The organism is Salinicola sp. CR57, from assembly GCF_003206585.1.
GTDB lineage: Bacteria > Pseudomonadota > Gammaproteobacteria > Pseudomonadales > Halomonadaceae > Salinicola > Salinicola lusitanus.
This window is the reverse complement of the sequence record NZ_PZJL01000003.1, coordinates 60,729-84,669: the sequence shown is the minus strand read 5'-3', so window position 1 is coordinate 84,669 and position 23,941 is coordinate 60,729. Positions and strand designations below refer to the sequence as shown.

Annotated in this window: 21 protein-coding genes; 13 read left to right on the top strand and 8 right to left on the bottom strand. The window is 65.1% G+C overall.

Going from position 1 to position 23,941, the window contains the following annotated elements:
• The first annotated feature begins 131 nt into the window (after positions 1-131).
• From DOM56_RS04575 to DOM56_RS04560, 4 genes are all read left to right on the top strand, one after another.
• Positions 132-1,526, top strand: coding sequence for an aminotransferase (locus DOM56_RS04575; protein ID WP_110707724.1), 1,395 nt, complete (start codon positions 132-134; stop codon positions 1,524-1,526).
• 101 nt (positions 1,527-1,627) lie between these two features.
• A complete protein-coding gene (eutB, locus tag DOM56_RS04570) occupies positions 1,628-2,614 on the top strand; it encodes a hydroxyectoine utilization dehydratase EutB (RefSeq protein WP_110707723.1) in 987 nt (328 codons plus the stop codon).
• Positions 2,615-2,748: 134 nt separating this feature from the next.
• Complete coding sequence (locus DOM56_RS04565; protein ID WP_110707722.1) at positions 2,749-3,696, top strand: cyclodeaminase; 948 nt, start codon at positions 2,749-2,751, stop codon at positions 3,694-3,696.
• A 2-nt stretch (positions 3,697-3,698) separates the two neighbouring features.
• Positions 3,699-4,295: a GNAT family N-acetyltransferase gene (locus DOM56_RS04560; protein WP_157958164.1), complete on the top strand. Its 597-nt coding sequence runs from the start codon at positions 3,699-3,701 to the stop codon at positions 4,293-4,295.
• Positions 4,296-4,310: 15 nt separating this feature from the next.
• On the opposite strand, the gene zwf is transcribed toward DOM56_RS04560, so the two are convergent.
• On the bottom strand, positions 4,311-5,903 hold the full coding sequence (zwf, locus tag DOM56_RS04555; protein ID WP_232822175.1) for a glucose-6-phosphate dehydrogenase: 1,593 nt from the start codon (positions 5,901-5,903) through the stop codon (positions 4,311-4,313).
• Positions 5,904-6,092: 189 nt separating this feature from the next.
• On the opposite strand from zwf, the gene DOM56_RS04550 reads away from it, so the two are divergent.
• A complete protein-coding gene (locus DOM56_RS04550) occupies positions 6,093-6,455 on the top strand; it encodes a YrhK family protein (RefSeq protein ID WP_110707721.1) in 363 nt (120 codons plus the stop codon).
• Between the two features lie 101 nt (positions 6,456-6,556).
• On the top strand, positions 6,557-7,996 hold the full coding sequence (locus DOM56_RS04545) for an amidase (protein ID WP_348627096.1): 1,440 nt from the start codon (positions 6,557-6,559) through the stop codon (positions 7,994-7,996).
• Here DOM56_RS04545 and DOM56_RS04540 read toward each other — a convergent pair.
• Together DOM56_RS04540 and DOM56_RS04535 are read right to left on the bottom strand one after the other, a co-directional pair.
• Positions 7,993-8,364 (bottom strand): DUF1428 domain-containing protein, encoded by a 372-nt coding sequence (locus DOM56_RS04540; RefSeq protein WP_110707719.1) that lies wholly within the window; start codon positions 8,362-8,364, stop codon positions 7,993-7,995. The genes DOM56_RS04545 and DOM56_RS04540 overlap by 4 nt on opposite strands.
• 112 nt (positions 8,365-8,476) lie before the next feature.
• Positions 8,477-9,142 (bottom strand): glutathione S-transferase family protein, encoded by a 666-nt coding sequence (locus tag DOM56_RS04535; RefSeq protein ID WP_110707718.1) that lies wholly within the window; start codon positions 9,140-9,142, stop codon positions 8,477-8,479.
• A 277-nt stretch (positions 9,143-9,419) separates the two neighbouring features.
• Between DOM56_RS04535 and DOM56_RS04530 the strand changes: the two genes are divergently transcribed.
• The 4 genes from DOM56_RS04530 to DOM56_RS04515 all read left to right on the top strand — a co-directional run bounded on the left by DOM56_RS04530 (position 9,420) and on the right by DOM56_RS04515 (position 14,695).
• Positions 9,420-11,129 carry a thiamine pyrophosphate-dependent enzyme gene (locus tag DOM56_RS04530; RefSeq protein ID WP_110707717.1) on the top strand — a complete coding sequence of 570 codons (1,710 nt, stop codon included), beginning with the start codon at positions 9,420-9,422 and terminating at the stop codon, positions 11,127-11,129.
• An 84-nt stretch (positions 11,130-11,213) separates the two neighbouring features.
• Complete coding sequence (locus tag DOM56_RS04525; RefSeq protein WP_110707716.1) at positions 11,214-12,143, top strand: DNA/RNA non-specific endonuclease; 930 nt, start codon at positions 11,214-11,216, stop codon at positions 12,141-12,143.
• 99 nt (positions 12,144-12,242) lie between these two features.
• On the top strand, positions 12,243-13,445 hold the full coding sequence (locus DOM56_RS04520; protein WP_110707715.1) for a glycosyltransferase family 4 protein: 1,203 nt from the start codon (positions 12,243-12,245) through the stop codon (positions 13,443-13,445).
• Entirely contained in the window at positions 13,442-14,695 is a 1,254-nt protein-coding gene (locus tag DOM56_RS04515) for a PIG-L family deacetylase (RefSeq protein ID WP_110707714.1), read from the top strand. Before DOM56_RS04520 ends, DOM56_RS04515 begins: the two co-directional genes overlap by 4 nt.
• Before the next feature lie 74 nt (positions 14,696-14,769).
• Here the strand turns inward: DOM56_RS04515 and DOM56_RS04510 are convergent, their stop codons facing one another.
• Positions 14,770-15,684: a LysR substrate-binding domain-containing protein gene (locus DOM56_RS04510; protein ID WP_110707713.1), complete on the bottom strand. Its 915-nt coding sequence runs from the start codon at positions 15,682-15,684 to the stop codon at positions 14,770-14,772.
• 94 nt (positions 15,685-15,778) lie between these two features.
• Between DOM56_RS04510 and DOM56_RS04505 the strand changes: the two genes are divergently transcribed.
• Together DOM56_RS04505 and DOM56_RS04500 are read left to right on the top strand one after the other, a co-directional pair.
• Complete coding sequence (locus DOM56_RS04505; protein ID WP_110707712.1) at positions 15,779-16,714, top strand: DMT family transporter; 936 nt, start codon at positions 15,779-15,781, stop codon at positions 16,712-16,714.
• A 57-nt stretch (positions 16,715-16,771) separates the two neighbouring features.
• Entirely contained in the window at positions 16,772-17,605 is an 834-nt protein-coding gene (locus DOM56_RS04500) for an MBL fold metallo-hydrolase (protein WP_110707711.1), read from the top strand.
• A 242-nt stretch (positions 17,606-17,847) separates the two neighbouring features.
• Here DOM56_RS04500 and DOM56_RS04495 read toward each other — a convergent pair whose 3' ends face one another.
• The 4 genes from DOM56_RS04495 to fucP form a co-directional block, all read right to left on the bottom strand.
• Positions 17,848-18,027 carry a hypothetical protein gene (locus DOM56_RS04495; RefSeq protein ID WP_198655681.1) on the bottom strand — a complete coding sequence of 60 codons (180 nt, stop codon included), beginning with the start codon at positions 18,025-18,027 and terminating at the stop codon, positions 17,848-17,850.
• Between the two features lie 72 nt (positions 18,028-18,099).
• Entirely contained in the window at positions 18,100-19,245 is a 1,146-nt protein-coding gene (locus tag DOM56_RS04490) for an HlyD family secretion protein (protein WP_198655680.1), read from the bottom strand.
• A gap of 37 nt (positions 19,246-19,282) precedes the next feature.
• The gene (locus DOM56_RS04485) at positions 19,283-20,836 is read right to left on the bottom strand and encodes a DHA2 family efflux MFS transporter permease subunit (RefSeq protein WP_110707709.1); all 1,554 of its coding nucleotides are present in this window, start codon (positions 20,834-20,836) and stop codon (positions 19,283-19,285) included.
• A 447-nt stretch (positions 20,837-21,283) separates the two neighbouring features.
• Positions 21,284-22,582: an L-fucose:H+ symporter permease gene (gene fucP / locus DOM56_RS04480; RefSeq protein WP_198655679.1), complete on the bottom strand. Its 1,299-nt coding sequence runs from the start codon at positions 22,580-22,582 to the stop codon at positions 21,284-21,286.
• Between the two features lie 472 nt (positions 22,583-23,054).
• On the opposite strand from fucP, the gene DOM56_RS04475 reads away from it, so the two are divergent.
• A complete protein-coding gene (locus tag DOM56_RS04475) occupies positions 23,055-23,774 on the top strand; it encodes a DUF4396 domain-containing protein (protein WP_110707708.1) in 720 nt (239 codons plus the stop codon).
• Positions 23,775-23,941: the final 167 nt, after the last annotated feature.

Here is a 23,941-nt window from a genome sequence, read left to right as displayed (position 1 = left end):
GTTTCAGGAATTTCAACGCGGGTATGACACAAGGATCGCTCCGATCGCTGCGCCCGCCCGGATTGCTGCCGGTTCCGACAACGCTCGATAGTGCGAGCACGGCAGCATCCTTTTTTCGGTAAGGAAATCGTATGACCGATACTCGTACCCTGATCGACAACGATCGCCGCCACGTCTTTCACGCGTCCACCCATCTTCGGGACCACGCTCACGGCGACGCGCCAGGACGCATCATCACCGGTGGCCAGGGAATCTCCATCGTCGATCGTGACGGCCGCGAGATGATCGATGCCTTCGCCGGGCTCTACTGCGTCAACATCGGCTACGGCCGCACCGAGATCGCCGAGGCGATCTACGCCCAAGCCAAGGAGCTGGCGTACTATCACACCTATGTCGGCCACTCCAACGAGCCGCTGATCGCCCTCTCCGAGCGGATCGCCAAGCTCGCCGGCAACGGCTTGAGCAAGGTCTATTACGGGCTCTCCGGCAGTGACGCCAACGAGACCCAGATCAAGCTGGTGCGCTACTACCACAACGTCACCGGCCAGCCGAAGAAGAAAAAGATCATCGCGCGCCAGCGTGGCTACCACGGCTCCAGCATCGCCGCCGGTTCGCTCACCGGGCTGCCCGCGTTCCACCAGCACTTCGACCTGCCCATCGACGGCATCCTGCACACCAAGGCGCCTTACTATTATCGTCGCGAGCGCGGCGACATGAGCGAGCGCGAGTTCTCGACCTACTGTGCCGAGCAGCTCGAGGCGCTGATCCAGCGCGAAGGCCCGGAAACCATTGGCGCCTTCATCGGCGAGCCGGTACTCGGCACCGGCGGCATCATTCCGCCGCCGGCGGGTTACTGGGAGGCGATCCAGGCCGTGCTCAAGCGCCATGACATCCTGCTGATCGCCGACGAGGTGGTCAGCGGCTTCGGTCGTCTGGGCAGCGACTTCGGCTTCCAGCACTATGGTATCGAGCCGGACCTGGTGACCATCGCCAAGGGGCTGACCAGCGCCTATCAGCCGCTTTCCGGCGTGATCGTCGGCGAGCGCGTATGGAAAGCGCTGGAGGATGGCACCAGCGAATACGGCCCGATCGGCCACGGCTGGACCTACTCCGGCCACCCGCTGGGCGCTGCCGCCGCGATGGCCAACCTGGACATCATCGAACGCGAGAACCTGGTGGGGAATGCCGCCGAGACCGGCGCCTACTTCAACGCCCAACTGGCCAAGACCTTCGGCGACCACCCGCTGGTGGGCGACGTGCGCGGCGAGGGGCTGATGGCGGCGCTGGAGTTCGCCCCGGAGAAGGGGGAATACACGCCGTTCGATCCCGCGCTCAAGGTCGGCGCTCGTGTCGCCGCGGCAGCGCTGGAGGAGAACCTGATCGCTCGGGCCATGCCCAACGGCGATATCCTCGGCTTTGCGCCGCCGCTGGTGATCGACCGCGGCCAGGTCGATGAGGTGATCGCCCGTGCCAAGCGAGCCATCGACAAGGTGACCGACGAGTTGACCCGCGAAAAGGCGCTGTAGACCTGGACTGACGGGGCTGCCCCCGCATCGGCTTGATGCGATCGCGCCCCTGCGGCAGGGTGAGAGCTCTGCCGCTTTTCATTATTGCTTCGGGAGCCCGCATGTCCGACCCCGTCACCCTGCACGACATCTACCTGGCCCGCCAGCGCATCGCCGGGCAGGCCGCGCGCACGCCGCTGCTTCTCTCCCAGAGCCTGTCGGCGCGCTTCGACGCCGAGATCTATCTCAAGCTCGAGACGCTGCAGCCGAGCGGTGCATTCAAGCTGCGGGGCGCGCTCAACAAGATCGCCTCGCTGTCGCCGGAGCAGCTCGAGCGCGGTGTCACCACGGCCTCCACCGGCAATCACGGCCGGGCGGTGGCGTGGGCGGCCAGGCGACTCGGTGCGCGGGCGGTGATCTGTCTCTCCGAGCTGGTGCCGGCCAACAAGGTCGCTGCCATCGAAGCGTTGGGCGCGGAGGCACGGGTGATCGGCCGCTCCCAGGATGATGCCTTCGTCGAGGCGCGGCGTCTGGTCGCCGAGGAGGGCATGGCGCTGATCGAACCCTTCGATGACCCGCTGATCGCGGCCGGCCAGGGCACCATCGGCCTCGAGCTGATGGAGGATCTGCCGGATCTCGACCGCGTGCTGATCGGGCTCTCCGGCGGTGGTCTGCTCGGCGGCATCGGGCGCGCCGTCAAAGGCATCAACCCCAGGGTTCATGTGACCGGCGTGAGCATGGAAAAAGGCGCGGCGATGATCGACAGCTTGGCCGCGGGCAAACCGGTCGAGGTCGAGGAGGAAGCGTCGCTGGCCGATTCGCTCGGGGGCGGGATCGGGCTCGACAACCGCTGCACCTTCGCGCTGGTGCGCGAGGTGATGGACGATCACCACCGGGTCCCGGAGCCGGCGATTGCCCGCGCCATGCTGCACTTCTTCGAACAGGAGAAAATGCTGGTCGAGGGTGCCGCGGTAGTGGGGCTCGCCGCCATCGAGGAGCACGCCCTCGACATTCGCGGCCAGAAGGTGGTGTTGATCGTCTCGGGCAACGGCGTGGATGCCGGGACGCTGATGCGGGCGAGAACCCTGATCGACTATCCGGCGCGCTGAGCGGATGAAAACGGCCTGCGCTCGGCATGCGGCGCTATCGATTGGCTATGCGCCCCGGTCTGGCCGTCGCTTGCCAACTTTTCAGACTCGCTCGATCTCAACCGTAGTTACGGAACGGGTTAGAAGGATTGCATATGGAGCTCTATAACCGACAGCAGATTCAGGATGTCGTCACGCTCGATCATGCCGCGCTGGATGCCGTTGAAGCCGGTTTTCGCGCGCTGGGTGAGGGTAACGTCGTCCAGCCGCCGATCCTGTCGATGGCGATCGAAGAGTCCAACGGCGAGGTCGACGTCAAGACCGCCCATATCCAGGGCAATTCGCGCTTCGCGATCAAGGTCAGCCCCGGCTTCTTCGACAATCCCAAGCTCGGCCTGCCGAGTCTCAACGGACTGATGATCGTATTCTCGGCCAAGACCGGGCTGGTCGAGGCGGTGCTGTTCGATGAGGGCTATCTCACCGATATTCGCACCGCACTGGCTGGCGCCATCGCCGCCAAGCATCTGTCGCGAGCCGACAGCCGCCGCGTCACCGTCCTCGGCGCCGGGCTGCAGGCGGAGCTGCAGGTCGCCGCGCTCAAGCTGGTGCGCGACATCGAGACGCTCGACGTCTGGGCCCGCGACGTCGCCAAGGCCGAGGCCCACGCGGCGCGGATGCAGGAGGCCTACGGCTTGACCGTGGCGGTGCATACCGATATCGGCGAGGCTTGCCGCGAGGCGGACATCATCGTCACCACCACGCCGTCGCGATCACCACTGCTCTCCGGCGAACATCTGCGCGAGGGCGTGCATGTCACTGCGATGGGCTCGGACAGCCCGGACAAGCGCGAGCTCGACACCTCGGTAATGGAGCGAGCCGATCATTTCGTGGCCGATACTCGCGCCCAGAGCGAGCACAACGGCGAGCTCAAGGCCTACGCCGGCCACGCGGCGCCATTCACCGTCAACGAGCTGGGTCGGGTGATCGCCAGCGGGAGCGGCCTGCGTACCGCGGATTCCCAGATCACCGTCTGCGATCTCACCGGCACCGGGGTGCAGGACACCGCCATCGCCGGCTTCGCGTTGGGCCGGCTGGCGGGGTGAACGTGGCGGACGGCGTTAGCGTACGCCGGGCAACTCAGGACGATGCGGCATCGATCGCGGACATTCATGTCGACGCCTGGCGCCATAACTATCGTGGCTGGATCGCCGAGACCACGCTGGCGGCATTGGATGTCGCCGCGCGTGCCACTACCTGGCGCTCGCAGCTCGAGGCGGGGGCGGTGGTCTTCGTCGGCACGCGTTCGGACACCCGTACGGACACCCTCGCAGATACTTATGCAGACACCCATGCCGGTGAGCTGCTGGGCTGGGTGAGTGTCGGGCCTTTCCGTCAGAGCGAGAGTGCGCGACCCGAGGTCCAGATGCGCACTCCCGGCTGGTTCGAACTCTACGGCTTCTACGTCGCCCCGTTGGTGCAGGGCCAGGGCGTCGGCAGCGCCCTGTGGCAGGCCGCCCTGGCGTGGTGTCTCGACCAGGGCTATCGCGAGGTGGGGCTGTGGGTCATTGCCGACAATGCGCCGGCCATTCGCTTCTATCAGCGCTGCGGCTTCCGCGACCTCGAACTCGATCAGAACTTCGAAATCGCGGGCCAGCCGCTGGTCGAAAAGCTGATGGCGCGACCACTTGGCCCTCGACCCTAAGCCTGATGGTGTCCGTCAGCGCTTGCTCTGGGTTGGCACGGGCGCCACGCCGGGCCCCGTCGCTTCTCCTACCTTGTGCCATACGCGGCCGTCACGCTGGATCAGTTCGTGGGCGCCGGTCGGCCCATCGGTGCCGGCAGCGTACGCCTCGATATCGGGTTTGCCCGCTTCGGACTGCTCGGACCAGGCGTCCAGGAACGGCTGCACCGCGCGCCAGCCGTTCTCGATGGTGTCGGCGCGCTGGAACAGCATCTGATCGCCGGTCAGGCAGTCGTAGATCAGGGTCTCGTAGCCGGTGACTGCGGGCAGATCGAAGAAGTCCTTGTAGGCGAACCCCATCTTGACGGTATCCATTTCCAACTCGGGGCCGGGGCGCTTGGCCTGGAAGTCGAACCACATGCCTTCGTTGGGCTGGATCTGGATGATCAGCCAGTTGGAGGCCATGCGTTCCACGTCGGTGTTGCGAAACTGGGCGTAGGGCGCCGGCTTGAAGCAGATGGCGATTTCGGTATCCCGCGCGCTCATGCGCTTGCCGGTGCGCAGGTAGAAGGGCACGTCGACCCAGCGCCAGTTGTCGACCATCACCTTCATGGCGACGAAGGTTTCGGTCTCGCTCTCTGCATCGACGCCGTGCTCGTCCAGATAACCGGGCACCTGGCGGTCGCCGAGGGTGCCTTTCGCGTAGCGGCCGCGGGCGGAGTAGCGCTTGGCTTCTTCGGTCGTCCAGGGGCGGATGGCGCCCAGTACCTTCGACTTCTCGCTGCGCAGGGAGTCGGCGCCGAACGCCGCCGGCGGTTCGATCGCGACCATCGCCAGCAGCTGAAACAGGTGGTTGGGCACCATGTCGCGCATCGCGCCGGCCTTGTCGTAGAAGGCGGCACGCTCCTCGACGCCGACCGTTTCCGCGGCGGTAATCTGGATGTGGTCGATGTAATGATTGTTCCAGAATGGCTCGAACAGCACGTTGGCGAAGCGGGCGACGAGGATGTTCTGGACCGTCTCCTTGCCGAGGAAATGATCGATTCGGTAGATCTGCTCTTCCTGCATCACCTCGAGCAGATCGGCATTCAACGCCCGGGCGGACTCGAGGTCGTGACCGAATGGCTTCTCGACCACGAGCCGGCGATATCGCCCGTTGCGCTCCTCGAGCAGTCCGGCGCTCCCGAGTTGCCTGGCGATATCGCTGAAGAAACGCGATGAGGTGGCGCAATAGAAGAGGGCGTTGTCGCTCTCCGAGGCGGCGATGACCTCCTCGATCTGGCGATAGATGGCGGCATCGGTGAAATCGCCCTGCCGATAGTGCAGTCGCTTCTCGAAATCCCGCCAGTGGGACTCGTCCAGGGAGCCTTCGCGGCTCTCCGAGTGGTTGTCGGCGGCCTTGTCGGCGATGAAGTCCTTGAGGTGTCGACGGAAGCTCTCGTCGTCGTGCTCGGCGAGATCGATGCCGACGATCCGCATCTCCGGGGCGATCAGGCGGTCCCGGTCCAGGTTATAGAGTGAAGGGATCAGCAGTCGTTTCACCAGGTCGCCGCCGGCGCCGAAGATGAACATCGTGGTGTCGTCGGCGGCAGGCGTCTGTTGGTCCTTCTCTCGCGTCGAATGGGGCACGGCTCTCACCTCGTCATGTGGGTTGCCGGGAGTCGGTCGCGTAGTCCGACTTCATCATGGAAGACAATCCGACCGGGGGCCAGCGAATGCGGCGTTCACCGACACTGTCCGCGTTGACTTTGCGCGCCCTGGCGAGCTGAGCCAGACTGAGTCGACCGAAACGCTAGCCAAGACAGGGGGAGTACCATCATGCGTGGTGACCGTTCGGAGGTAGGCAGCAGCGCCAGCACGCGGGGGCACGACCCGGGGCGGACTGACCGATCCGCCGGCGTAAATCAGGGGCTGACGCTGCATTTCGGCCGTGACGAACTCATCATCCGTCGGCGTTACGAAGTGCTGAGCATCGTCAACGATATTCTCATCGGCATCTGGTTCGTCATCGGCAGCTTTTTCTTTTTTTACGAATCACTGACCTACTACGGTACCTGGCTGTTCCTGATCGGCAGCGTCGAGATGCTGATCCGGCCGATCATTCGCCTGACTCGAAGCCTGCATCTCCAGCGCATTAACGCCCATGCGACATCACCGGCCGAGGCGGAACACGATTTTTGAGCGCGTGATGGGTCTCGACGATGCGCTGCCCGCCGACATTGCGTCCCGTCGCGATCGCCGACTAGCCTTGGTACGGAGGGATATTCCATACACCACAGGACGTGGAGCCGATTGTGAACGGGACAGACTCAGAAACGGATCTTGGCAACATGGACGCCGAGAAGCTCGAGCGGCTGTATCGGTCCGGCGAGGCCTCTCCGCTGGAGGCGACCCGGGCGGCGCTCGAGCGTATCGAGCGGTTCAACGATGCGGTGAACGCCTATGTCCATGTCGATCGCGAGGGTGCGGAGAAGGCTGCCAAGGCCTCGGCCAGGCGATGGGGTCAGGGCAAGCCGCTGAGCGCCATCGACGGTATCCCGGTATCGATGAAGGACCTGGCCGAAGTGGCCGGCATGCCGGCTCGCGGCGGTTCGTTGACCTCGTCGACGGCGGCGTGCGAAGAGGACTGTCCGCCGGCGCGCATGCTTCGGGAAGCGGGCGCCGTGATTCTCGGCAAGACCAATACCCCGGAGTTCGGCTGGAAGGCGGTGACCGACAACCGGGTCTTCGGCGCCACCTGCAATCCCTGGGACACGCGCCTGACCCCGGGCGGCTCTTCGGGCGGGGCGGCAGCGGCGGCGGCGCTCAACATGGGGGTGCTGCACCAGGGCGGCGATTCCGGCGGTTCGATACGCATTCCCGCCGCCTTCACCGGCGTTTTCGGCTTCAAGCCGACCTACGGCTGGACGCCCCAGTGGCCGCCGGCCACGGAGCCCTCCCTGTCCCATATCGGTCCGCTGACCCGTAGTGTCAAGGACGCCGTGCGTATGCTCAACGTCATCGGCCGCTACGACTATCGCGACCCTTACGCCACCCGCGGCCAGCCGGACGATTGGGGGGCAGACATCGATCAGGATCTGCGGGGACTGCGAATCGCCTATTCGCCGACGCTGGGCTACGCCGAGGTCGACGAGCAGATCGCGGCACGCGTGCGCGAGGCGGCCCGCAACCTGGAGCAGTTGGGCGCGGAGGTCGAGGAAGTCCACCCCGGCTTCGAGTCGCCGATCGATATCTTTCAGAAGCTCTGGTTCACCGCCTCGCTGGACTTCTGGTCGAAATGCAGCGATCGGGAGCGCGAACAGCTCGACCCCGGGCTGGTCGACAATGCCCGCACTGCCCAGCAGTGGAGCGCGCTCGATCTGTTCCAGTCGCTGGGGCGCCGGGCCAATTTCACCGAGTGCCTGGAGCGCTTCAACCAGAAGTACCATCTGCTGATGACGCCGACGGTACCCATCGAGCCGTTCGCCACGGGACATGAAGTCCCACCGGGCAGTGGCATGCGCGACTGGGAGGAGTGGGCTCCGTTCTCCTACCCGTTCAACTTGAGTCAGCAGCCGGCGGCCTCGGTCCCCTGCGGTTTCACGGAGTCCGGTCTGCCGGTCGGTTTTCAACTCGCCGGTGGCAAGCATGACGACGTACGTGTACTGCGTGCCTGCCACGCCTACATGCAGGCGCATCCGCCGCGGTTCCCCCGCGTACCCGATCCGGCGGAAATGGCTTAGGTCGCGCTATCGTCCCGATATCGATCGAGAAATGGCGTGAACCCGGCCCAGATCATGCGTTTGCCGTCGAAGGGCAAGTCGTCGGGCATCTTGCAACGCTCGTCGCTCTGCATGCGTTGCGCGGCAGTCTCGCAGGTGGACTTATCGGGCCACTCGATCCATGAAAAGACGATCTGCTCATCCGCCTGGGCGGCAACGGAGCGTTTGAAATCGGTGACCTTGCCGTCCGGCACGTCCTCGCCCCAGGCCTCGACGATGCGTATGGCGCCCTGCTCGAGAAAGAAGGTCGCGGCTTTCTCGGCCAGCGCGTGATACGCATCGCGTTTGCCACCGTCCACGGGTACCACGAACCCCTGTACATAGTGCATGTCTTTCCCTCCACGTCTCCTTTAGCCGATCATCGCTCGACTCGCCGCCTGGCCCGCCCTGTCTTGACCGCTCGGCCGTAGCGCCCGATCACTCGATATCCTGATGTCACATTCAGCCGGAGACGGGCGCGTTCTCGTCGAATACGCGCAGTTGAGCCCGCAGGGCGCGACCGAAGGCTGGTCGTTCGCTGCATCGCCTCACGTAGGCGTCGAGAGCAGGGCGCTCCACGAGCAGTTCGGTGTGATCGAGAATGCGCAGCACAGTGGTCATCATCAGGTCGGCGACGCTGAATTCGTCGACCAGGTAGGTACGTTCGCCCAGGACGCGCGCCAGATCGTCGAGTCGATCGACGACATTGCCCAGCACGAACTCACGATGACGTGCCCTGACCGTCTCGTCCTCGACAAAAAAATCCAGCTCGGCCAGCGCCATGATCGGGGGTTCGACGCTGTTCAGGCCGGCGAACAACCAGCTGAGGGTCTGGTCCCGCCGACGCGGAACTCGAGAGAGCAACGGTTCGTACTGTTCCGCGATCTTGAGCACGATGGCGCCGGACTCGAACATGGCTTCGCCATCCACTTCGATCACAGGCACCTGCCCGAAGGGCTGCCGACACAGATAGGTCGCGCTCCGTTTCTCGACGAAGTCGATGGCCTCGGTCTCGTAGGGCAGGCCGGCTTCCTCCAGGGCCCAGCGGACCCGCAGGTCGCGAACCTTGCCACGGGCGAAATCGGGCACCCAGCGAAACGCGCTGACTCGAATATGGCTCCCCAGCATGACTTTCACCCCCCGAGGATTCCGCCCTCCGTCCGGTTGTTCAGTAATAGGTCATGTTCCAAAAGAAGACTGCTAAGACTTTGGTCATCCGAACGATGCCTGTTAGATGCCTCGGACGAATCGGCGATGGCCGACTACGCTTGATCAGGGGGCGCAAGATGCGCCACTACTAATCCGTTTGTCTTTTCACCGCCCAGTTCACCGGGCCTGGTCATGGCGGAATCGCCGAGCTCCATCGGGCCTCGAGGCGATCCCCGCCTGCGAAAGGAGTCGCTCCATGAGTCAGAACGTCGCCGAAATCATCGTCGAAACCCTCTCCAATGCCGGTGCCAAGCGTTGCTACGGCGTGGTGGGGGACACCATCAACCACTTCACCGATGCCATTCGCCGCAGCGATCTCGAGTGGGTCCATGTCCGCCACGAGGAGGTCGGCGGTTTCGCTGCGGGCGGCGAGGCCTACATGACCCGCGAGCTGGCACTGTGCGCCGGCACTTGCGGGCCGGGCACGCTGCACTTCGTCAATGGTCTGTTCGAAGCCCATCGCAGCGGTTCGCCGGTGGTGCTGATCGCTTCCCAGGTCGGCACCGCCGATACCGGTGTCGGTTTTCCGCAGGATGTCGACCCCAAGCCGATCTACGAGCAGTACAGCGTCTTCTGCGAGACGATCATCAACCCCGATCAGGTGCGGCGGCTGACCACATTGGCGGCCCAGGCGGCGCTGGCGAAGAACGGCGTCGCGGTGCTGATCGTGCACGGTGACCTGTTCACCCAGAAGCCGAGCCAGGACCTGCCTTATCGGACGCATCGCTTCGACCCGATCACCCGGCCCAGCGCCGAGGAACTGGTGCCGGCGATCAAGGCGCTCAATGCCGGCGGCAAGATATCCATCTTCGCGGGAGCGGGCTGCGAGCATGCGCGCAACGAGGTGATGGTGCTGGCCGCCAAGCTCAATGCGCCGGTGGCCTGGACCTCGCGAGCCAAGGATTTCATCGAGCCCGACAATCCCTTCGAGGTCGGGATGACCGGGGTTTTCGGACTGGCCGGCGGCTATCATGCCGTGGCCGACTGCGACACCTTGCTGCTGCTGGGGTGCAACTTCGCCTGGACTCAGTTCTATCCCGACAAGGCGACGATCATTCAGGTGGATATCGATCCGCAGCAGATCGGCAAGCGCCACCCGGTCGATATCGGGCTGCTCGGCAGCGTGCGCGACACCTGCGCCGCACTGGCCCAGATCGTCGACGAGCAGCATGACACGGCGTGGCTGGACCGGTGCCGCAAGAGCTATCACAAGGCGCTGGAGCACGACGCCCACGAGTCCGGGGACGATGCGCTGATTCACCCGCAGGAGCTGACGCTGGCGCTGAACGAAGCGGCCCATGACGATGCATTCTTTACCGCCGACGGCGGTAGCCCGATGGTGTGGATGCTGCGTCACATCCGTGCCAACGGGAAACGACGTACGCTCTCCAGCCTGGTCCACGGCACCATGGCCAACGCCTATCCCCAGGCGATCGGTATCCAGAAGGCGTTTCCGGAACGGCAGGTCATCGCCATGTGCGGCGACGGAGGCATGACCATGCTGATGGGCGATCTGCTGACCCTGAAACAGGAGAAGATTCCGCTCAAGATCGTCGTCTTCAATAACAGCTCGCTGGGTTTCGTCGAACTGGAGCAGAAGGTCGATGGTCTGCTGGATAGCTACACCGACCTCGAAAACCCGGATTTCGGGCTGTTGGCGCAATCGATAGGCCTGTGGGGACGACGTGTCGAACGCGAGCACGAGCTCAAGCACGCCATTGCCGAGTGGCTGTCCCACCCCGGGCCGGCGATTCTCGACGTCAAGGTCAATCGCATGGAGCTGGTGATGCCGCCCAAGATCGAGCCGGGGCAGGTCACCTCCACCGCGCTCTACTCGGGCAAGGCCGTGCTCGATGGCCGCATGAGCGACGTCGTCGACCTGGTGAAGAGCAACTTCTGGAAGTGAGTCGTCGTCGGCCTGTCACGTGGCACTCACGGCCCGTGGCAGGCTGATGGCCGCCCCCGATCGGACCCTGGAGAGTGTAGTCCCATGCCCCACAAGGAATTTCGTCGCCCTGGCCTGCGCGACCTGCGTCGCCTGGTTGTCTCTGGCACCGCAAGATCGACGGTGGCGGCGCCGTCGATGGGCATCACCGATCGCGAGTCTCTGAGTGACCGCCAAGGATACGACACGGCGTTTCTGGGCGACCTCGTCGTGCCGCTGCCGGCGCCCGTCGGCGCGCGTGCGGAGGACGTGACGCCGGTGCCCGGCCGTGACGACGGCCGGCTCGACTACACGCACTTCTCGGTCGTGATGTCGCGCTCCCGCAGGCTGGCGATCTTCACTGCCCTCAATCTCGATGGCAGCCGGCTGGAGAGCGTGCCCAGGCGCAACGACAACTGGCGTTTCGATCCCCGAATCGACGAATCGCTTCAGGTCGGCGAGTCGCTCTACGCGCGCAACCCGCTGGACCGGGGGCATCTGGTTCGCCGCACTTCGGCCAACTGGGGGGCAGAGGCCGAGCAGGCCAATGCCGATACCTTCCACTTCACCAACTGCACGCCGCAGATGGCGGGGTTCAATCAGCAGACCTGGCTGGGGCTGGAAAATTACCTGCTGGAGAACGCTCGCGCCGACGGGCAGCGAATCACGGTCTTCACCGGGCCCGTGTTTCGAGAAGAGGATCGCCGTTACCGAGGCGTAAGAATCCCCGAGGCGTACTGGAAGGTGGTGGCGTTCATGGCGGATGGCCAGCCCTCGGCCACGGCCTACATGATCGAGCAGGCCGAGGAGCTCGAAGGGCTCGGCTTCATGTTCGGGCAGTACAAGACCTATCAGCGCAGCGTGGCCCGGATCGGGGAGCTGGCCGGGCTCGACTTCGCCGACCTGGCCGAATTCGACGGGTTCTCCAACGAGGAGCGCAAGACAGGCACGCGGATCGAGTCGGAGATTCGCGGACCGTCGGACATTCTCGTCTAGGGGCTTCGGCGAACCGTCGCTTGCGCTTGCCGGCGCATCCCTTACCATGCTCATTATCTTGGCGCTGGACGCCACTGACTCGACGGGTATGGCGTTCTCATGAATGTATCGCACTTCGCAAGTCTCAACGTGGCGGGGGGCATCGGCATGCTCTGCGCCACACTGATCCAGGAGCTGTCTCGACGCCACGTCAACCTGGTGTTCAACAAGGGTGACCGAGTCGCCAAGGCGATGGCCTCTCGGATACCGTCGGACACGCCGGTGATTCGCTACAAGGCGCCGCAGGGCGTCAAGCTGCCGGCCTGGGTGCCGGGGCTGCGAGAGTGGGGCGTGTCGCGGGCACTGACCGAGCTGCCGCGTCCCGACGTGCTGCTGAGCTGGTCCCAGCTCAACGCCGGGCCCCTGATCGCAGCCCATCGCAAGCTCGGCGCGCGAGCGATCCACTACGATCACGGCTCCGCCTGGCGCGCCATGCCGAGCCGCTCGAGACTGGCGCACCTTGCCGCCTGCGATGGCGTGATCTGTGTCTCCCACGCCACCCGCCGCATGTTGCAGCTGCGCTGGGGCGTCGCCGATATCTCCATGGTGGTGCAGCACAACCCGCTGATTCACCCCTTGCGGGACCGCGTCGTCATCGAGGCGCCTGAGCCGGCCGTGAAGCGGCGTTGGCGGCTGGGCGTCGCCGGACGGCTGGTGCCGGTCAAGGGGTTCCCCATCGCCATCCGCGCGCTTCGCCGGCTGGTAGACGGCGGCCTCGACGCCGAGTTGCACGTACTCGGCAGCGGCATGATGCAGCAGGATCTGGAGACACTGGTCGAAGCGCTGCAATTGAAGGATCGGGTCGTCTTTCACGGTTTCGTCGACGACATGCCCGCCGCGCTGGCGCGACTCGATCTGCTGCTCTGTCCTTCGTTTCGCGAGACCTTCGGGATGGTCAGCATCGAGGCCGCCGCCGTTGGCTGCCCGGTCATCGGCAGTCGGGTCGACGGGCTACCGGAGACCCTGGACGAAGGGGTCACCGGGTTGACCCTGCCATGCACGGAAGCGGTCGAATCGCTCACGACGCATCCCGGTCACAGCAGCATCTCGGCCCAGGTCTACGATCCCGATACCGACCAACTGCGGGTGCCGCTCGGCGTTTCGCCGGAGCGGCTGGCCGAGAGCGTTGCCGCGGTACTGGGCGACCCGGAACGCCATCACCGCATGCGCGTGGCGGGTCGCCAATTCGTCAGCGAGCGCTTCACGCTGGAGCGATACGTCGACAGCATGACCCGACATCTGCAATCGATGGGAGCGGCATGAACGGACGGCACGACGCAGAGCCCGTGGCCGGCGGTGGCTACCGCTTTCGCCTGCCGGACGAGATGGTCGGCGTGGCCGGCATGGTGGAGATCGAACTGGCGCTGGAGACCGGCGGCTGGCGCTTGTGGCGTCGCGGCCTGCCCACTGTCACGGTCGGCCGCGACGGTGGCGAGGTGGCCTCCTTCACCCTGGAAGCGTCGCGCGACAGCCAGAGGATCGCCTATCCGCTGACGCCCGACCTGCCCGCCCAGAGCGAGCTGCGCCTCGCCATCGACGGTGCCCGGCTCGTCGGGGCGCCGTGTCTCCATTGGCACCCGCGCCCCCGTCTGAACGGCCCGTTTCTGATTCTGGCACCGCATCCCGACGATGCGGAACTGGCCGCCGGCGGCTTCTACAGCGATCACGCCGACTCCCTGCACATCGTCACTCTCTCCTGCGGCGAAAAGCTCAAGGGAGTGGATCGCCAGTACCTCGATGGGCTGGACCGGACACTGGCGGATGCCACCCGGCGCAAGGCGGAGTGGCGGCGCTGGAACGTCTACGCCTCGCCGATGCTGGCCGGCCTGCCGGCGGAGCGCTCGACCCTGATCGGGGTGCCGGATGGCCAAGGGTGGCCGTTGATCCACGACGGCACCCCCCAGAGGCTCGTCTGGCCGCTAAGCGAGGCTCGGGCGTTCAATCGTGCCGAACTGCCGTTTTCGGAGGCCGACGTGCTCGAGCGCGAGCATGTGCTGGCGGCCCTGCGCCAGATGATCGACACCATCCGCCCGGACACGATACTGGTGACCGACCCGGAGTTCGATCCGCACGCCGACCATCGCGCGACCTCGCTGGCACTGGCCATGGCGCTGGCGAAAAGCGCGCACCGGCCGACCCAAGTCATGCTCTATGCCAACCACTACCGCCGCGCCTACCCACCCGGCCCCGCTTTCCAGCCCGCCTGGATGCCGCCGCGATCCATCGCCATCGATGACTTGTTCGACGACACGCCGATACCGATGCTCTGGCCGCTCGACGCGGAGCGACAGAAACACAAGGCGCTGCTGCTGGACAGCATGAGCGACCTCTCGCCGCGCGCCAATCGCCGCCAGCAGCGGCGCCGGGCGAGGCGGGCGGGGTTCGTGCCGACGTTCGCCGCGGACAGGGATCCCTATTTTCAAGCGGCGGTCCGTTCGACCGAACTCTTCCGGGTACTGCCGGCCGAGGCGTTCGTGGCGGGCTGGCTTCGACGACTCGACGCTGCGGACTGAGGGCCGCGATCGCCTTCGACCGGGGCGGGGCAGGTCCAGGCGGAAGCCGAGAATCGCGACGGCAGTGACCTGTGCTAAGGAGGAGTGCCTTCCAGCGCTTCCTGCAACCAATCGAGCAGGACCCGGGTGGCGGGGCGTTCCGGCGAGCCCCGTCTCGTGTAGATGGCGATCGCCTGCGGTTGCTGCAGGCTTTCGCGCACGGGACGAACCAGTTCGCCCGAGGCGATCAGCCGTTCGGTGGTGCGCCGCCAGCCCAGCGCCACGCCGTGGCCCTCCAGGGTCGCCTGAAGCATCAGCGGATAGCTGTCGAAGGTCTTTCCGGGGAGTGGGGGAGCCAGCGAATGTCCCATCGCCCGGAGCCAGTCGGACCACTCCACCCAATCCGGCGGCGTGGCGTGGTGATGAAGCAGGTCGAATGTCGTCAACGACGCCAGCGAGCGGGGGGCACCGTTTGCCGCGGGGTGCTCCGGGCTGCAGACGGGATAGATCTCGTCGCCGGCCGTGAGTGCCAGCGGATGATGACCGCTGGGCCTGCCGCTCGTCTGCAGGGCGATATCGAACGGGTCGCGATGTTCCTCGATGGGGCGCGTTGAGGTGACCAGTTTCAGATCGATATCGGGATGGCGACGATTGAAGGCGGCCAGGCGCGGCATCAGCCAGTAGAACGCCTCGCAGAGTTGGCAGAACAGGGTGACCTGGGCGCCGCGAGCGGGGCCGCGCATGTCGTTGGCTTGATCGGCCATGGCGCCCAGGGAGCGAGAGACGGTCGCCGCCAGCTCGCGTCCTGCCGGGGTGAGGAAGACCCCGCGATTACGACGCTCGAACAGCACCAGCCCGAGATTCTCCTCCAGCGCGCGAACCTGGCGGCTGACGGCGGCCTGGGTGAGGTGCAACTCGTCTGCCGCGCGGGAGATGCTCTTGAGCCGTGCCGCCGCCTCGAAGGGCAGCGGCGTCGACAGGGGCGGCAACGATTTACCTAGCCAATTCATAACCTGAGCTCATGGATGACGACGCAGAAGTCGTTGGTGGGATGACGGGCTCCGCGGGCATGGTGAGACCCATTGCGACCCCTTGGAGATCATCATGCACCCCGAACGCCATGACAACCGTCGCCAGGGCGTGGCGCTGATCGTCGGGTCTGTCTGCCTGCTGGCGTTGTCCGATGCGCTGGTCAAGTCTCTCGGCGCCGGGCCATCGCTCTGGCAGTTGCTGGCATTGGCATCGTCGATATCGACTCCGCTCCTCGCGGGATGCCTGCTGCTGCGCGGTGGCTGGAGGGCGCTGCTCCCCGAGCGACCAGGGTGGGTGATACTGCGCAGTCTGCTGCTGCTGGCGATGTGGCTGCTGTTCTATGCGTCGCTGCCCCTGATCCCGCTCGCCACCGCGGCCGTGGGCATCTACACCACGCCGCTGTTCATCGCGATTCTCGCGTCGGCCATCGGCGAAGAGCGGCTCACGCGCGGGAGCTGGGCGGCGATCGGGCTTGGCTTCGGCGGCGTGCTGCTGGTGCTGCGGCCGGGCCTGGGGGTGTTCTCCCTCGCCATGACATTGCCGGTGGCGGCGGCGTGCTGCTACGCCGGAGCCATGGTGCTGACGCGTCGCCACTGCGCGAGCGAGCGCCCGCTGGTGCTGGCCCTGGGGCTGAATCTCTGCTTCGCGCTGGCCGGTGTGGCGGGGAGTGGCCTGGTGGCGATGTGGGTCGACGATCAGGCACTGCCCCGGGGTTTCCTGAGCCGTTCGTGGCAACCGCTCGATCTTGCCGAGGCCGCCCTGATCCTGCTCTATGCGCTACTGATGGTGAGCGTCAACACGGGCGTGGCGCGAGCCTATCAGATCGCCCCCTCCTCGCTGGTGGGAACGTTCGATTACGCCTACCTTCCCTTTGCCGTTGTCTGGGGCGCCCTGTGGTTCGACGAGGTTCCCGACGCGACGACCTGGCTCGGCATGACGGTGATCCTGATCTCGGGCTGGCTGGTCCTGCGACGATCAGGCGCTCGATCAGTCCTGGCAAAGCCTTGACCTCAAGCTAACTTGAGGAGGCAGGATGATGTCTCGTTCTGGATCGGGGAGGTAGACATGCATAACACCGGTTTCATCTGTGCCACGTGTGGCCTGCAGTATCCAAAGAGCGATACGCCACCGGAGCACTGCGATATCTGTGAGGACGAGCGCCAGTTCGTCCCGGTCGAGGGGCAGCGCTGGACAACGCCAACCCAGTTGGCGGCGAATCACACCAACACCTTTCGTCATATGGCGCCTGGACTGATGGCCATCGGCACCACACCCAGCTTCGCCATCGGCCAGCGCGCCTTCCTGTTGCGGACGCCGGCCGGCAACGTGCTGTGGGATTGCCTGACGCTGCTCGACGAGGCGACCATCGAGATCATCGAAGGACTCGGCGGGCTCGACGCCATCGTGCTGTCTCACCCGCATTTCTTCACCACCATGGCCGAGTGGGCGCGGGCGTTCGACTGTCCGGTCCACGTTCACGCCGCGGATCGCGAATGGGTCAGCGTGCCGGACGCGCGAATCCAGTTCTGGGAAGGCGCCTCGCGCGAGATACTGCCCGAGGTCGCCGTACATTCCCTGGGCGGTCATTTTCCCGGCGCCAGCGTGCTGCACTGGGCGGAACACGGGGTCCTGCTGACGGGCGACACGCTGATGGTGACGCCGGATCGGATGGCGTCGTTCATGTGGTCCTATCCCAACAACGTGCCGCTGGATGCGGGGACGGTGGCGGGCATCGCCCGACGCCTGGAACCGCTCGCGTTCGATAGCGCCTACTCCGCCTTCTGGGGTCGCGAGATCCTGGTCGACGCCAAACGCGTCATCGAGGAGTCGGCGCAGCGTCACTGCCGGGCGCTGGGAGGCGAAATGGCGACTCCGGATGCCACCGAGTTCGGGCGTTAGGGAACCGCGGCATCAGTGCCTGCACGAGCGAATGGCGGCGTTGCACGGTACTGATGCTCCAGTTTACATGCGAGCACTTGCCGCTTGAGCGCATTGTCGCCGAAGCGGGGTTATCGCCGACTCTCTTGGTGCGAAGCTTCAGCGCCAGTATGGATTCACCCCCCATGCCTTTTTGACCGACTGTCGCGTTCGCCATGGCCAGGCCGCCCTGAAGGCGCGAGATGCCTGTGTCGATGTGGCGATTACATGCCTATCGCCAGCAGCAGCAAGGTAAAGCTGCAGGTGGCACCGCTCACGTGGCGAAGGCTGTGGCGAAAGCCGTAGCTCAGCCCGGTGCTCAACGCGACCAGGTTGACCGGGCCGGGAGACAGCGAGGTGGCCAGGGCGAAGGCGGCCATGGAGAGGACGACAGCGGATGACATGGAGGGGCTCCTCTTGGCTGGAAGAGAGGAGCGTAGGGGGCGGGGAGCGTAGAATCTTGAAGAATATTGCCCTCAGCCGGTGCCGCCGACATCGATATCCACTTCCACCATCATGCCGGGCCCGATCCGTTCGGTGGGGCCATCGTCGAAGCGGATGCGCACGGGAATCCGCTGGGTGATCTTGGTGAAGTTGCCGGAAGGGTTGGGATCCGGCAGCAGCGCGAACTGGCTGGTCGCGGCGCGGCCGATGACGGCGACATGGCCGCTGAAGGTCCGGTCGGGGAAAGCATCGATGGTAATGGCGACGGGCTGGCCGGTATGCAGGGCGCCGACATCGGTCTCCTTGATGTTGGCTTCCACCCACAGCTTCGAGGGGTCGTGCATCATCACGATGGGCTGGCCGGCGCTGACGTATTCGCCCTGATCGATGAGCGTCTTGTCGACCACGCCGTCGACGGGGCTGTCGATCGTGAGGTCGGCGATGTGCAGTTGCTGCTCCTCCAGCGTCGCTCGGGTTTCGGCCAGTTGCTGGCGGGCGATGCGTACCTGCTGTCTCAGCACTTCGGGATTGGGAAGCGGCATCTGCGAACCGTTGATGAAGCCGACCTCGGCGTTGTCGGCCAGGGCCTGGCTGACCCGCACCTCCTGCTGCGCCTGGGCGTGTTCCGCGAGTGCGGCCTGAAAGGCGTAGTAGTCCTGATCGCGGCGCTGCTCCGAGACCGAGCGTTTCTGGTAGAGCGTGTCGGAGCGCTGGAAATCACGCTCGGCTTCGGTCAGCCGGGCCTGGGCGGCCTTCTCGGCCGCCTTGCTCGCCTCCAGTTGACGCTGCATCAGGCTGATGCCGCCTTTCAACTGCTTTTCGGCCGTCGCCAGCCGTGCCTGCTCGTACGCCAGGCGCGCCTGCTGGGTCGCGACCTTGGCCGTCAGTGCTTCGCGCTGGCGCTGGTCCGGCTCGCTGTAGAGCGCGGCGACGGCATCGCCGCGTCGCAGGGTATCGCCCTCGATCAGGTCGAATGTCGTCACCCAGCCCTCGAGACGACTGCTGACGGTCACCTCGTCGGTCATGACGCGAGCGTCCTGGGCGCTGACATGGGTCAGACGATGGGCGACGGCGAGGCCGATCCAGATCAGACACAGCACTACGACGATGGCGAGTATCAATAGCTTGGCGCTGCGCGGCAGGCGGCGTTTGCGGGGCTGGGAAGCGTCGGCGGTCATGGTGCGAGTGCATCCTTCGTCGATCGGGTGGGCGGAGTCAGACATGGGGCGAACGGCGCCAGCGGCTGAGCAGCAGCGAGGGGATCACCACCAGCAGCAGGCTGCCGATCAGGATCCAGAAGCCATCCTGATAGGCGAGAATCGACGCCCAGATCGCCTCGATGCGGCCCAGCAGATAGCCGGCCATGGCCGGCTGGTGAATTTCCGGCACGCCGAGGCGGCCCACCAGGTCGGTCAGTTGCCCCAGGGCCTGGCGGGCGGTGGTGTTGCCGGCGTTGACGCCGGCATTCAGGATCTGGCCGTGATAGGCGGTCTGGCGATCCAGCAGGATGACCAGTCCGGCCGTGCCCAGCGCGCCGCCCAGTTGCAGGGCGAAGTTGATCGCGCCGGAGCCGTGGCCGGTGAGATGGCCGGGCAAGCCGGCGATGGCATTGGAGAGCGTCGGTGGCGGGAACGCGGCCATGCCGATGGAGAGAATGCCCATCGCCACGGCGAGATAGAAAAACGAGGTGTTCCAGTCCATCTGCGCCATCAGCCATACCGAGAACAGGGTACAGGCCAGCCCCGGCAGGGTGATCCAGTGGGGCGGATAACGGTCGCTGAGCCAGCCCACCAGCGGCACCAGGATGCCGAGTACGGCAGTGGAGGGCAGGAATATCTGGCCTGCGGTGATCGGACTGTAGTGCAGTACCGCCTGCACGAATTGCGGCAGCAGGTACATGATGCCGTAGAAGGTGCCACCGAACAGGCACATCGCCAGCGTGCCGACGACGAACAGCCGGTTGCGGAAGATCGCCAGGTCGAGCAGCGGGTGGGCGATACGTCTCTGCCAGGCGATGAAGGCGGCACCGCAGAGCACCGAGGTCAGGATCAGCTCGGGCACTCTGGGATCGTACCAGCCCCAGCGCTGGCCGTTGGAGAGCGCCGCCAGCAGCGAGAAGACGCCGACGAACAGCAGCACGACACCGGCCCAGTCGAACGGTGGGCGAGGGCCCTTTTGCTCCCGGGTCGGCAGAAAGAACAGCCCCATGACGATGGCCGCGAAGCAGATCGGCAGGGTCACGAAGAAGACGTAGCGCCAGGTGAAGTGCTCCACCAGCCAGCCGCCGACCACGGTCGCCAGCGTCAACGGCAGCCCCAGGCACATGCCGTACATCGCGGTGGCCATGCCGCGACCTTCCGGCGGGTAGGCGGCAAACAGCGCCTGCATGGCCACCGGGCGGATCAAGCCGGTCATGCCGCCCTGGACGATCCTGGCCGCCACCAGCGCCGCCATGCCCTGGCCCAGGCCACCCAGGATCGAAGCCGCGATGAAGGCCAGCAGCAGCCCCACGAAGGTGGCACGCTGGCCGACCGCCGCCACCAGCCAGGGAGCGATCAGCAGCGATACCGTGGTCGAGGCGAGGAATCCGGTGGAGAGCCACTGGACCTGGGAGTCGCTCATGCCGAAGGCTCCCTTGATGTAGGGGATGGCCACGTTGACGATGGTGATCGACATGCCCAGCGCTACCAGCCCCAGCATCACCGTCAGCGTGACCCAGAGCTTATAGCGGGGGCCGTAGCGCTCGAACAGCTGCTCGACCTGGGTCATGCGTCGTTGCCCTGGCTGGCGATCGTCCGGGTCATGAGAGGCAATGGAAGTCCTTGTCGGTTCATGGGCAGGCCATGGAGCCAGCCCCAGCCGTCGCGAGGGGGCGATCGGTTGCTGGCTCTGGCAAGAGACGACGCCGGGGCTTTCGTGGCTGCGGCGAAAGGGGCGCCGATGAAGGAAGCAGGCAAATCGATAACGCGTCTATGTTTTGCTCGCTAAGCGATTATCCCGACTTGGTTGTATGACTTTCAAGGGGATCGCGACTAAGGTCGCGTTCGTCAGGCGTTTGGGCGTCTGGCGCTTGGGCGAGTGGTGCGCGGTCGGCGGAGCCTCCGGCCAGCTGGATGACGGATCGAAGCCGGGAACCGATGCCCGGCTTCGACGAATCGAGGGCCTCATCGAAAACGCCCCTCGCGGGAGGGGCGTTTCAGGTGGTCGCCGGGGCGTTCAGGACGAGGCGGCGTGCGCGTCCCGGATCGACGGATGCGGATCGATGACCCGCGAGCCGCGGAAACCGTAGAAGGCGATGAACAGGTAGCAGATCAGCGGCAGCACGAAGGCGTGGTGAATGCCCACGGTGTCGGCGATGGCGCCCTGGGCGACCGGCAGAATGGCACCGCCGACGATGGCCATGATCAGCAGGCTCGACGCCTTGCTGGTCAACGGGCCGAGCTTGGCGATGCCCAGCGTGAAGATGGTCGGGAACATGATCGAGTTGAACAGGCCGATGGCGACGATGCTCCACATGGCGGTATGACCGGAGGCCAGCATGGTGGTCAGCGTGAGCAGTGCCGCCACGATGGCGAACAGGCCCAGGAGCAGGCTGGGGCGTATCTTCTGCATCAACGCCGACCCGATGAAGCGGCCGATCATCGCGCCGCCCCAGTAGTAGGCGACATAGCTGGCGGCATCGCTCTCGCTCATGTTGCCGATCTCCGGCAGCGAAATGTAGTTGATCAGAAAGCTGCCGATGGAGACCTCGGCGCCGACGTAGGCGAAGATGCCGATCACGCCGAACAGCACGTGGGGATGGCGCAGCGCCTGGGCGGCGGTGACTTTCTCTGTGGGGCTGTCGTCGCGGGCCTGGTCCTTGAAGTTGGGCAGTTTCCAGAGGTAGATCACGACCGCGAGGATAGCGAGCACCGCCGCCAGCAGCAGGTAGGGAAGCTGTACGCTCTGGGCCTGCTGGACCTTGTAGGCTATCCGGTCGGCGCTGGACATGTCGGCCAGCTCGCTGGCGCCCAGCACTGCCGCACCCAGGATCAGCATTCCGCCGAAATAGGGCGCCAGCGTGGTGCCGAGTGAGTTGAACGCCTGGGCCAGGTTGAGCCGGCTGGAAGCGGAGCCTTCCGGGCCCAAAAGGCTGACATAGGGATTGGCCGCGACCTGCAGCATCGTCACCCCGCTGGCGAGCACGAACAGGGCAGTCAGAAATAGCGGATAGGAGGGTGCCCGGGCGGCGGGGTAGAACATCACCGCGCCCACGGCCGCGATCAGCAGGCCCAGGCTGATGGCGTTCTTGTAGCCGATCCTCGCCAGCACCTTGCCCATCGGCAACGACATGATGAAATAGGCGCCGAAGAAGGTGAACTGGATCAGCATGGTCTGGGTGTAGTTGAGCGAGAAGACCGCCTTCAGGTGGGGGATCAGAATGTCGTTGAGACAGGTGATGAATCCCCACATGAAGAAGATCGTCGTGACGACGATCAGCGCGCTGCGATAGTTCGGTCGTTGCATGTCGGGCATGAGCGAAATCCTCGTGATGACAAGTCCTGAATTGAGCGTTACCGACCCGACCTCGTCGTGTCAGCGCGTTTGCTGGCGCGAGATGATGCATTAAGCGAGGTGGCTTATAAAGTAGCCGTTCATCATTAGAACGGTAAGGGAATTGTCGCCACCCACGCGCCGGACCATGGTGGTATTGACGCATACCGGAGCGCGTGCTCTGTATTTTCGTAATATTTATTCTATATCGACGTTTATTACGCCGATGTGGGCGGGGGGCTAAATTATTTAGGTAATTCAACGTCGTGTTGTCGGGCGAGTCCTTGAAAGATTCGTGGGAAAATCGTGTGGCCATGACACGTGCCACCTACCAACCTATGTCCGGGGTGTCGCTTGTGGACGACGTCCAACGTTTCTATACCTAGGACACACCCTGTGTCATCAGCCGGAACCGGATATCCGGCGCTCGTGAATCGTAAAGGAGGACGATGCCATGCTGACTGTCTGGTCCTGGGGTTTTCTGCTGCTGGGGATCGTCACCGCGGTGGCGATTGCCGTTGACGTCTCGAGGCGTCCCCAACCGATGTCGATCATGAACGTGACCTGGCCGATCACCGGGCTCTACATGCCCCTCGTCGGCTGGTGGGCCTACTGCAAGATGGGGCGTGCGGCGCCTAGGGCTGCGGTGGGCCAGCAGGATCAGGCGGGCCATGACCATCACGCCCACGCCGATCACGGCCACGATCATCGGCATTATCACGGCGGCGACAAGCCGAAGTGGCAGAGCGTCTTCGTCTCCGCCACCCATTGTGGCGGCGGCTGCACGCTGGGCGACGTGGTGACGGCGCCCATCGCGACGGCGACCGGGTTCGCACTGCTGGGTTCGACGGTGCTGGGTCACTTCGCGCTGGCGTTCGTCGGCGCCTATCTGTTCGGGGTGCTGTTCCAGTATCTACCGATCCGGGCGATGAGCGATGCCGGCCCGGCACAGGCGCTGCGAGACGCGATCAAGGCCGACACGCTGTCGCTGATCGCGTTCCAGATCGGCATGTATCTGTGGATGCTGATCGCGCTACACGCCTGGCTGGGGGAGATGGATGCGTTCACCGCCCCGTTCTGGTTCATGATGCAGATCGCGATGCTGGTCGGCTTCATGACCTCCTACCCGGCCAACTGGCTACTGATCGAACGGGGCATCAAGCACGGCATGTAGTCGCGCCGGGTGAGCGCGCCATGCCCTGTCTGAGACATGTCTGCGCTCACCTTAACGGCATCGATCATCGACTGGCGCGCCAGCCCATGTAAAAGGCGCATTGCCTCGGGGCATCGGGAGCGTCAGTCCGGTGCGCTTTTGACTCGCGATATCCTTTTTGACCCGCC